At 30.5% G+C, this 11,051-nt stretch carries 13 protein-coding genes; 4 read left to right on the plus strand and 9 right to left on the minus strand.

The genetic code is table 11. The features are described from left to right. Positions 1-33: 33 nt before the first annotated feature. From EVJ48_05445 to EVJ48_05480, 8 genes are all read right to left on the minus strand, one after another. Positions 34-558: a hypothetical protein gene (locus tag EVJ48_05445; GenBank protein ID RZV39158.1), complete on the minus strand. Its 525-nt coding sequence runs from the start codon at positions 556-558 to the stop codon at positions 34-36. Further along, positions 558-1,316: a hypothetical protein gene (locus tag EVJ48_05450; GenBank protein RZV39159.1), complete on the minus strand. Its 759-nt coding sequence runs from the start codon at positions 1,314-1,316 to the stop codon at positions 558-560. The genes EVJ48_05445 and EVJ48_05450 overlap by 1 nt, the downstream gene beginning before the upstream one ends. Positions 1,317-1,318: 2 nt before the next feature. Further along, positions 1,319-1,858 (minus strand): hypothetical protein, encoded by a 540-nt coding sequence (locus EVJ48_05455; GenBank protein ID RZV39160.1) that lies wholly within the window; start codon positions 1,856-1,858, stop codon positions 1,319-1,321. Then, entirely contained in the window at positions 1,858-2,115 is a 258-nt protein-coding gene (locus EVJ48_05460) for a hypothetical protein (protein RZV39161.1), read from the minus strand. Before EVJ48_05460 ends, EVJ48_05455 begins: the two co-directional genes overlap by 1 nt. A gap of 3 nt (positions 2,116-2,118) precedes the next feature. Beyond that, positions 2,119-2,796 (minus strand): site-specific integrase, encoded by a 678-nt coding sequence (locus EVJ48_05465; GenBank protein RZV39162.1) that lies wholly within the window; start codon positions 2,794-2,796, stop codon positions 2,119-2,121. Positions 2,797-3,579: 783 nt separating this feature from the next. Further along, positions 3,580-4,560: an autotransporter outer membrane beta-barrel domain-containing protein gene (locus EVJ48_05470; protein ID RZV39163.1), complete on the minus strand. Its 981-nt coding sequence runs from the start codon at positions 4,558-4,560 to the stop codon at positions 3,580-3,582. Positions 4,561-4,676: 116 nt separating this feature from the next. Then, positions 4,677-5,726, minus strand: a complete 1,050-nt coding sequence (locus tag EVJ48_05475) for a hypothetical protein (GenBank protein RZV39164.1) — start codon at positions 5,724-5,726, stop codon at positions 4,677-4,679. 60 nt (positions 5,727-5,786) lie between these two features. Further along, a complete protein-coding gene (locus EVJ48_05480) occupies positions 5,787-6,422 on the minus strand; it encodes an autotransporter outer membrane beta-barrel domain-containing protein (GenBank protein RZV39165.1) in 636 nt (211 codons plus the stop codon). 234 nt (positions 6,423-6,656) lie between these two features. On the opposite strand from EVJ48_05480, the gene EVJ48_05485 reads away from it, so the two are divergent. Further along, complete coding sequence (locus EVJ48_05485; GenBank protein RZV39166.1) at positions 6,657-7,040, plus strand: XRE family transcriptional regulator; 384 nt, start codon at positions 6,657-6,659, stop codon at positions 7,038-7,040. Between the two features lie 66 nt (positions 7,041-7,106). Continuing rightward, the gene (locus EVJ48_05490) at positions 7,107-7,619 is read left to right on the plus strand and encodes an ORF6N domain-containing protein (protein RZV39167.1); all 513 of its coding nucleotides are present in this window, start codon (positions 7,107-7,109) and stop codon (positions 7,617-7,619) included. A gap of 70 nt (positions 7,620-7,689) precedes the next feature. On the opposite strand, the gene EVJ48_05495 is transcribed toward EVJ48_05490, so the two are convergent. Next, positions 7,690-7,878, minus strand: a complete 189-nt coding sequence (locus EVJ48_05495) for a hypothetical protein (GenBank protein RZV39168.1) — start codon at positions 7,876-7,878, stop codon at positions 7,690-7,692. Positions 7,879-9,119: 1,241 nt separating this feature from the next. On the opposite strand from EVJ48_05495, the gene EVJ48_05500 reads away from it, so the two are divergent. Further along, complete coding sequence (locus tag EVJ48_05500; protein RZV39169.1) at positions 9,120-9,590, plus strand: cytochrome c; 471 nt, start codon at positions 9,120-9,122, stop codon at positions 9,588-9,590. Between the two features lie 504 nt (positions 9,591-10,094). Beyond that, on the plus strand, positions 10,095-11,051 hold the full coding sequence (locus tag EVJ48_05505) for a DMT family transporter (protein RZV39170.1): 957 nt from the start codon (positions 10,095-10,097) through the stop codon (positions 11,049-11,051).

The raw sequence follows: 11,051 nt of genomic DNA on the forward strand, positions 1-11,051 counted from the left end.
ATATATATATAATTTCTGTAATTTATAATAATGCTAAAACCTAATCATCGCCTCTAATTTTATCCCGTTTAGTACATACACGAAAATAGTCCCGACGTAAGCTCCCGTCTTTGCTATTATCCTGTATCCGTAATAATTAGCCGTAGCTTTGTCGTCTTGACGTGCCTCTTGGATAGTATTATTTATAACAGATTTAATCCCCTTTGGCAAGTTATCCCACCCTGCCATATTGGTGTTTTTAATATCTGCGATATTGCCGGAGCAAATCTTATAATTTTCGATAGCCCAATATGCCGGTTTCGGAAAGCCCTGCGTGCGTCTTATGATACTTATGAGTTTACAGCCGGACATAGTCGTCGTTATAGGCAAAGCGTTATAGGTATAAGCTCCGTAAGTGTAGGTATAAGGACTACCGAAATTATAAACCCGCATTGCAAGCTTGTTAAAGTTAGAGTCTGACTGGTTGTAAGGGATATTAAAAATCCCTAAAGCAAAAATCTTATTTGCAGAAAATAAGATAAATGCAAATATAAATATTTTTATTATAATTTTATTCATCAAACTCTTTTCATTTGAACTATTATTTGATTGGCAAGGCTTCGTTTGTCTATTAAATAATTATCCCACTTGTTCGATTCTTTTTTCTTTCGTCCGGCAACAAATCCGAGAGATTTTCCGCCGTCAAGTTTATTGGCTAATTTAATAAAATCCGGAGCAGGAACAAACCAGATATAATCCCATAAGTCGTCTTCTTCAGTATCGAAAAAGCAAAAAATAACCGCCATTGAATAATTATCCGAAATAGAAGAAGTTTTAACGTTAGCCGTAAAAATCTTATCGGGATTATCGCCGAAACGGCTTTTAATTTGAATATACATCGTCTTTAAACTGCCTTTTTCTTTGACTATTAAATCTATACCTTCATCGTCGGAAATAGGTTTATAGCATGACAATGTAGTATCTCCATAGAGCATTATAAGTTCCGCAATTCTGGCTTCGGCTATATCGCCTTTTTGTTTTGTCGAAACGTCTTTTGAAATTTTATAGATATTTTCGGACTTCTTTGCTTCTTTAATACTTAAATCTTTAAAATTTTCGTTTAAACCGAAAACAGAAGGAGCAACTTTAACAAAACGTGATTTTTCTTTTTTAGAATTTACGTCAACGATAAGTTGCGCGCTCATTGAGGCTTCGGGTGTTTTACCGGCGGTTTTAAGCCAACCCTTTTTAAGAGCTATTTTTGTAATTTCTTTGCTATGCAAAGGCTTGCCGGCTTCTTTCAATATTTGAAACGCAATGTCTTTAAATGAACTCATGATTAAAATTTCCCGTCAAAAAATTCCGTCAAACTATTTATCTTATTCTCCGGCTCCGGCAAACTAAAATCCCCATAACCTCTATTGAGCCAATAAGCCTTGCACTCAGGACAGTTTAATTCTATATGGTGAATTGCCAAATTATAATCGTCTATGAAATATTTTATTCCAAGTTCGGAAATAATTCTATGCTTTTCTTTCGTGTCGGCATGATATATCGGAATGTCTTTGCCTAATACTTTTAATACGTTTAATTTTCTCAAATGCAAAGCTTCTTTCGGGCTTGACGTTATAAAGCATTTGATGCCATTAATATAAAGCTTTAAGTTTAGAACCTCGTCAAAAACTTCCATATCGGAAAAGTCAATTCTTGAATTGATTAAGAATACCTGCTCCGCGGTAATCTCGTATCTGTCCGCCATATTATAAATTTCTGAATGCTTAACCGAAACTTCAAATCCAAGTTTTAAAGCTTCTTTTTGAAAAGTTTTCTCGTAGTCGAATATAACGCCGTCTAAGTCTAATGCGGTTTGGGTTAACATTAATTTGCCTCTGTTTGCTTTATTTTTTGACTATCTTTTTTGAAATATCCTCTTATATCCAATATCAGCAATATAGCGTTTAGAATTAAAAGGCTCCATACGTTATCGATATACGCTATCGCTATCCACAAAATACAACTTAATATTGAGACCGCAAATCCTATTTTATATTTATGCGAAGAAAAAAACCAGACAGCCAATAGAGTAGCCGATAAGCCCGAATAGTTTAATATTTGAAATAATATTTTATGCAGCATAATTTACAATCCGTTGTTCGCCCTGCTTATCGCTTCCGCCATGTCCTTATTGCTGTATTTAAGATAGATTAGCGTATTCGATATGCTTGCGTGTCCCAAAAAGTTTTTCAACAACATTATATTCATTCCGCTATCAAGCAAATGAACGGCTCTCGTATGCCTTAAGGCGTGGGGATGGGCTTTGTCTAAATTGCTTTGACCTAATAATTTAACGACGTAAGATTTAAACATAAGGCTTATACCTTTTCTCGTGATAGCGGGTTTGCCTTGCCGTTGAGATAGAATAAAATCGTCGTCGGTAAGTTTAGCGGTAACCCTGTGATTTAAAATTAACGACAATAATTTATCGGATATTTTTAAATAGCGGTAAATTTTATTTTTTTTCCGCTGTTTTAACGTCAATACTTTAACCCGTCCGTTGCCGGTGTCTATATCGCTAAATTTTAAGGTTCTTGCTTCTTCGATTCTTGCTCCGGTTTCGTATAACAAAAGAATAACGAGCTTATGGAAAGGGTTGTCTATGCCGTCCGTTAAAGTTTTAATCTGCGAAGCGGTAAAGAAAACGATATTGTCGTTTTCGTAATAATTATTAGTCTTTAAATCGGTTTCTATAAACTCAGTTTTTTTACCGTTCTTGGTGATAGGCGTTTCGGCATAGATTGCGATTTGATTATTGTCCATAAGATTAATATTTACCTATTTTCCTTAATTAATCATTTATTTTGTTCGTGATTAAAAATTACACAATTTGATTAAGCTAACGAAATTTTTAAAATATAGAATTTCGATTATCTGGGTCTTAGAAAAGTTATCCACAAAAATTGTTGAATAAATTTTAACTTCCTTAAATACTATTATAGGAATTTTTGAGCTAAAAATCAATATAAAAATAGTAAATTTTTATTATTTTTTTTGTTTAAAAAGGCGGGGTTACTTCCTAAAATATAGTAGGAAGTATTTTTTTTAGCAAAACGATTAATTTAAGATATAATTATAGAATAAAATTATTAAAAAATTAAAAATTTATAAGGAGATAAATATATGACTATAAATAATAATCAAACCACGAACAACCAATCGTCATCGCAAACGGAAAACGTACAGTCAATATTTGCGGGATTGATAAAATATAGTCATAAAATATCTTCTATAACTGCAGAAATATTGAAAATTATATCGATATTTTCAATTATTTTTATTGTATTAGGTTTTTTAGATATTTTATTTTATACTGAAAATCAGAAAATTCAATTGCCATTATCGAGACCATTTAAAATTTCGTGTCAGTCTGAATTATACAAAATTTATAGAAAGAGTATAAAATTAAAGAAAATTTTGTATTTTTTCTTTACCATTTTATTTATTTTAGCGGTATTTTTTATACATTATAGATATTTTGTATAAAAAATACGTTTGAAATTTATAAAACTGCAAAAAAGGCAAAGAGTATAAATTTTATACAATCTAAAAACCTAATTTAATTCCAAAGCCTATAAACAATTGATTTGTTTGTGATTGAGGCTCATCTACTGTATAATTTGTGTAACCAACTAAATTAGCAGGTGGATATGTATATTGTGGTATATTGTAATAAGTAATAGTATTTGATTTATTTACTTTTAGCTGTGAATAATTTAAACTAATGAAAGGCCCGATATTTATAGTTTTTGATTTATAAACTTGATAACCTATTTTAATGCCAAATAAAAAACCGCTTCTATTGCCAAGTTCAAAATTTTGGCTTTCGTAATTGCCAAGTTCACCTATATAATTTCCTGAATTATTATATACTAAAGCTGTGGGGACCAATGCATTTGTATCCATTGAATTGTCTGTACCGTGAGTATAATAACCCTCTCCTGCTAACCATAGCCTGTTTGTTATTAAGTAATAAGCTTTAATACCCAATAAATAACGGTTAAAATGATAATGCTCAATATACTCTGTGTTACCAGCATTATCCAAAATATTTCTATTCCAGTCCATCCATTCAAAACCGGCATTAGGTATTATGGCTAATTTGTTATCATCGATTATAAAAGCATAACCTACTCTAAAGCCATAATTAATATAGCCGATGTGGTCTGTGTTTTCAATTGGAATATTTGTAATCTGGGTGGCGCCAGTATATGTCGAATTACCATAATAATCAGAGTAATTTAGTTCATACCATATTGGTATCTTTGAATTAGGTATTCCCTCCAAAGATAAATTAACTCCTGGGATAATGGCATCCTCATTGTCTAATGTAGAACCATTTGAATCATGCTCCGCATAATGCACATAGTCTTTATTAATTGTTATGTTAAAAGAATTTGTTAATTTAAAAATAGATTTTGACATATTTTTAGATGGATATCCGTATTTAGACACTCCATGCGCATAAACATTAACACAACCAAACATAAGCGTTGTGAAGATAATTAAAAATAAAATCTTTTTCATCTCTCCTCCAAAATATTAATCTTACATTAGTTTTTATCGATTTTTATTTTATGATAGCTTGAAGCCGTATACCTTTTAAAACGTATAAATTAACAGATTTGCCTTTAACATCCGCTTTACCTATTATAGTAATATCCTTTATAATTTGCGCTTGCTTTTCCGTATTCACGAGTCTCATTATAAACTTCATTTATAATAGGTTTTATATTTTCAGGCAGTGTGTCCCAATCTGAAATATTTGAGCTTTCGGTTTCAAAAATATTACCTCTGCATATTTTATAGTTTTCGATATTTCGTTGATTATGTTTTGAATTGCCGTTTATTTTTCTTATAACGCTTATTATCCGACAGCCTGATAGGGTAGAAGTAACTGGCATGGCATTATATATGTATTTTTCGTTTGAATAAATATATGGACTGCTAGTTTTATAAACATATAAGGCAAATTTCTTAAAATTAGGATCGTTATCAGCATAAATTGACAATAAACGATTATTTTTGGAAGAATAAAAGATTATTTTATTAGGTATATAACTTTGTTTATTTTTATTGATTTGCTTTGCATATACTCTATCTTTATTATCTTTCTTTGTTATAAGCTTTTTAAGTTTTGATACAAAATTTCCGCAGACTTTCCTTAAAATTTTTTTGGGATTGGGTGAGACTAATTTTTGAGTGCTGGAGCCTTTTGCCATAATAGCATATTCTTTACCGTTAATTAATGCATCCGCTTCAAATCTGGCATTAAACGGTTCGCTTATAAAAAGTGCGGAAATAGGCATTAAAATTCCGACTGGATTAACTACCGCCCAAGTATAAGCTTTTCTATAATCGTGGATATAAATAATGTTAGGCTTTTCAGGTTTTTTATTTACAAACAAAGTCCCCGCATTATTGATTATTTTATGAATTTCTATTCCTAAACATTTATAAATTTCAACTTCTTTTTTAGAAAGCGGAGTTCCTGTTAATAAGCTATATGAAAACTTAATATTTTGCTTTTTTATAGCAATTTTGTATTTAACTTTACTGGAATTATTAGGTATAGAGGCGTTAGAGTATAACGGGGCATATGCACAACCGCTTATAGAAACAATAGCGGCGGATAAAAATAATAAAATCAATATCTTATTAGTTATGAAATCCATAAAATTAAAAGTTTTCATAAATTTATTATTTTATCCGCCTGTTAATTTTTAAATATTTTAATAAATTATATCATTTTTTTAAATATTTCCAAAATAATAAGATATACCGACTAAGAAATCATAATTATTCATTGTAATATTTGGCGAATCAGGAAAAGATATTGACTGAGATACAGAATCAAATTCAAAATTTATACCTACATTTTTTAGTATTAAGTACTGAGCCCCCAATCCATAATAAATTGACCCGCCGTTAGAAAAGGAAACATTATCATTAATTCCATCCAATTCAACAGAAGTATTATTAAGGTCATTGTGAACGGTTCCAATTCTTCCGTATAGCAAAAATCTTTTTGAAACTATAATTCCGGGCTCTAAATATGCTCCATAAGAAGAGCTAGCGTAAGAAATGCTTTCCGGTAAAGAAACTCCCTGATATGATAATGTTCCATTTGCTGTAATTTTGCTATTATTCAAGTATATAATGCCGACACCCAATATTACGGGTATCTTGTTAAATTTGTAATTATATCCCGCATTCAAACCAAAAGCAAAAGCTGTTTTAGCGCTTGAAAGACCGCTTGAGGAATATGGAGTTCCTGATACCAAAGAGGCATTAGCTCCGCTCATATTTGTATCAACTAAACCAATATTACCGCCGACATATAAACCTGAAAAATTTGAATTTTCACTAGCATAAGCCTTAGCGGTCATAAAAATAAAAGCAATAGCAATTACAAAATAGATAATTTTTTTTCATTTTTTAGTGTCTCCCTTTTAATTAAAAATTTAATTTAAAATAAACAAGCTTAATTTATTGCATAGATTTTATATCTTTAACTTAAATATGTCAACAATCAATTTATGTTTAAGATTATAGTATTTTCTTTAAATTGTCTAAATAATAGTAAATATTTAAGTTAAACTTAAAGCTAAAAAACTAAATTTATGCCTAAACATAAAAATATCGAATTATTTAAGCACATAGGTTTTAAAATTAGAATAAAAAGGCGTGAGCTTAATCTTTCTCAGGAAAAATTAGCCGAGATGCTTAACGTTGCATACACGCAGGTTTATAATTATGAAACGGGCAGGTTTAAGATTCCATTGGATTATCTTCTTGAATTAGCTGATATTTTTAACGTTGATTTAAATTATTTTTTATCTGATTTTAATTCAGGCAAAAAAGTAAAACTTGAAAATGAAAATTTAGATCTTAATAAAACAATAGGGATGGTTAAAGAAATTTATAATTTAAACGACGAAAATTTAATATACCTGCTAAAAAAAAGTGTAGAATCGATATATAACATAGTTAAGGCTAAAAATTAAAACAGCTTAAAAATTAAAATAAATTAATTTTAACATTCCAATTTCAAAAATATTTTATAAATCATCATGGAACGCGTTCCTATAGAAATCATAGAAAGTAAAATATATCTAATAAGAAACCAGAGGGTTATGCTTGATAGCGATATTGCCGAACTTTACGGCGTTACTACCAAAAGATTTAACGAGCAGGTTAAAAGAAATATAGAACGTTTTCCTGAAGATTTTATGTTTAAACTGACTGATGAAGAATATAAAATCTTGAGGTCGCAATTTGCGACCTCAAATATTATTCATGGCGGCAGACGTTATACTCCATACGTATTTACCGAACATGGCGCAATTATGGCGGCAACTATTCTTAACTCTTCAAAAGCCGTTGAAATGAGCATCTTTGTCGTAAGGGCGTTTGTAAAGTTAAGAGAGATTACGTCCAGCAACAAAGAACTTGCCCAAAAATTAAACGAACTTGAGAAGAAATATGAAAAACACGATAAAGATATAAAAGCTATAATAGATGCTATAAGGCAGTTGATGACCCCTCCGGAAAAAACAAAAAGAAAAATAGGTTTTATAAAATAAAAAATGTAGTTTAATTATTTGACATAAATAAGACGGCAAGACTGCGGCAAGACAAAAATATATAGGATTTTCAAGGCTTGTCTAACCGTCTTATGCTGTCTTGCATATTTTTTAAATTTATAAATAAATTATTTTTTAGATTTTTTAAAGCAAATTTAACTAAGTTGCCGATAAACCTGCCTATAAAAAATGAACCTATAAAAACTATAGCTAAAATAAGTATATCGTATATGAAGATAAAATTAATATGATTAAACATAAGCCCTTAACCTCCGCTTAATTATTTTTTATTTTTTTTAAAGCCTTTTTTAAAAAAATTTATAAAATTTTTAAAAAAAACTGTCACACGACTGTCACACAAAATATCCGAATGTATAGAATATATGGAAAATATCGCAATATATATAAAGCCGTCAAAGCGTTAATAAATCTATAAGTGAAGGTAGAAAGCCCATCTCGTTAATTTTAATGTTTTTCTTTGACACGGTAGGGGTCGGCGGTTCGAGACCGCCCGTGCCTACCAGTAAAAACCGCAGTAAATATGGCATTTAAGCGATATACTAAATTGACATATTTTCTTGATTTAAATAAAATTTACGTAAATTTATCGAATTTTGGATACAAAAACGCATACAGTTTTTAGGTAAAATAATATGAAAATATACCAGCGCGGACATACAGGCTTACTGGTGCTAGTTTAGGCTTGACAATAAGCATTATCAATACTCCTACTCCTGTAAAACCAAAGATAAAGAAGGTGTCCGAGAGATAGCTTAGGCTGTTCATTAGATATAGTCCGAAACAGATTTAATTTGCCGATTAAAAACAAAAATCAGCGATTATTCGCAGAAACCTTTCAAGAGTATTTAAAGAGCCTTAATAATTCAAATGGGACTATAGCGATTAGATTTTTAAATCCTTTATCTTGGGTTCTTCAATAGGTTTTAAAAGTATATTGCTCCCGTCCTGAAGTATAATCAGTTTGGAATTCGGCTTTAAGTTTAGGGCTTTCCGATTTTATTCAGTATGACCACCTGTCCTTTAACGGACAAGATTGTAGTTTCCATAATAATAAACCTCCAAAATAAGTAAGTATTTCTTACTTTTATTATAAAGGTAATTAATTAAAAAAATAAGTTAGATTTTTGTAAAATTAAAAAATCTGGAAAAATCCGGAATTTAAAACCCGTCCGATAGGAATATAATAATAAATCCTTAAATGCTGATACATTAAAGAAGGTTCGCTTTGTCCGAACAAAGATACCACTTTAAAAGACCTCAGCAAAATCGGGAATGTTATAGAAACCGGTTAAGCTTTACCTGCGGTCAGTGCTCTCGCTGGTCGCATATTTCTTTTTTTCTACGCGGTCATATGATATACTTATATTATTAATTAATATTATATGATTGCTGGATTGAAAAATAGTAAGCTTTTTTATTTTATATTATAAAATTTTATTTTATCTTTACCGGATATAACCGGATGCCTTAAGGTTCTTTATGAGTAGAAAATATTTTTACAACAAGAAACCGGCAATAGTTTCAATACTATTAATACTATTATTAGTTATTGCGGTGATTTATCTGATTGCGGGCATGATGACGGGCGGGGGATTTGTCGGCGGAGGCATGATGGGAAACGGTATGATGGGCGGAGGATTTAGCGGCAGAAGCGGAGCGTATTACGGTTCAGGTCCAAAAGGATATAAATTATTTAGAGCCGACGGATGTATCAGGTGTCATACAATTAACGGCTACGGCGGTACCATAGGGCCGGATCTTTCCCATATAGGTTCAAAAAGAAGTTTTTCGTGGATTGCTGCCCAGATAGCTTATCCGTCTGCGCATTTTAAACGCGGCTCCATGGTTACGATTAGCGGTAAAACTTATCCGGCAATAATGCCAAATTACGAACATATGCCCAAATCGCAGGTCATAACCATTTCAAAATATCTCGAATCGCTTAAATAATTAAAATTTATGTTCACGCTCAAAAAGTTATCACCTGACCGCCAGTTTTTAGAAGACAAAATCGTTATCGTTAAGCTTATTATTTAAGCGATGGCTTAATATTAAGCCATAAGCTTACCTGATATCTTGAAATGCCTATATATCTTATTCTTTTTTCTTTGTTTCAATGTTAAAACTTTTTTTTCGTATTGAGTTTTCGACGTCCGAAAATTTTAGCTCCGTTATTTCAAGAACTTGACAAACTTTTTTTATATATTAAAATACAGACCAGTCGGTATCTTAAATATTGAATTTAAAATTTCAATATTTTTGATTAATTGAAATTTATAAAAAATATGATAATGAAATTATTTTTTTATAAATTTATATTTATATTAAAATTTATTTGGGTTAAAACCTCAATCCCCGCATAGTCATTCCTGTGAAAGTGGCAATTCAGATAAAAAATTTCTGACGGTGAGTTAAGGTATATTAAAAGTATGCTTATAGCTAACTAAAATTTTTATGAATAAATCAAATAAATTAAATTATATATGGATTGCTTTACTGACCTTTTTCACAATTTTTGGATTTGCGGTAAACTCTTTACTTGCAAGAGTTGCTCTCCAGAATAATATAATAAGTCCATTATGTTATAGCTTGCTGCGTCTTGGAAGCGGAGCGTTAATACTTTTTCTAATAATTTCTTATAAAAAAATTAAACTTCCAAAACCAAATTATTTATCCGCATTTGCATTATTTATATACGCATTTTGTTTTTCAATCGGCTACATTGAAGTAAGTGTTGCTGTGGGAGCGCTTTTGGTATTTTCCGCAGTTCAATTCACCATAATAGGGGATGCAATATTAATTCACAAAGAAAAGCTTTTTTTGTTTCAATGGTTAGGCGTCTTGCTTTCAATGGGTGGCTTTGTTCTGCTTGTATATAAAGGCTTGTCTGTTCCCAAAAATTTTATTGGGTATTTTGGGGCCGTTATGATGATTATTTCTGGAATAGGCTGGGGAATTTATACATTAAAAGGTAAATTTGAAAAACAATATTTGTTAAGAACCGCATCAAATTTCATCTATTCTTTAATTTATTTTATTCCTTTAATAATAATATTTGCGTTCTTTAAAAATGAATTTGTTGATGGGCAATATATTAATGCGCCTTATATTTATTTAAAACCGATAATTTTAGGCGTCTTATCCGGAGCAATATTTTCAGCGCTTTTTTATATGTTATGGTATAAGGTAGTAACAAAATTATCCCGTGTTTTATCATCGTCCGTTCAATTATTAACGCCTGCGATAGCGGCAGTTTTAGGCATAATATTTTTAAATGAAAAAATATCGTTAAATTTTTTTATTTCGGCTATTTTAATATTAGGCGGCATTATATTTGTAATACTTAAAGAAAAAAAAGCGGAAGTAAAAGAAGAGACCATTGAAGATTTAGAAGAAACATTTGATAAATAA

The sequence above is a fragment of the Candidatus Acidulodesulfobacterium acidiphilum genome (assembly GCA_008534395.1).
Taxonomy (GTDB): Bacteria; SZUA-79; SZUA-79; order Acidulodesulfobacterales; family Acidulodesulfobacteraceae; genus Acidulodesulfobacterium_A; species Acidulodesulfobacterium_A acidiphilum.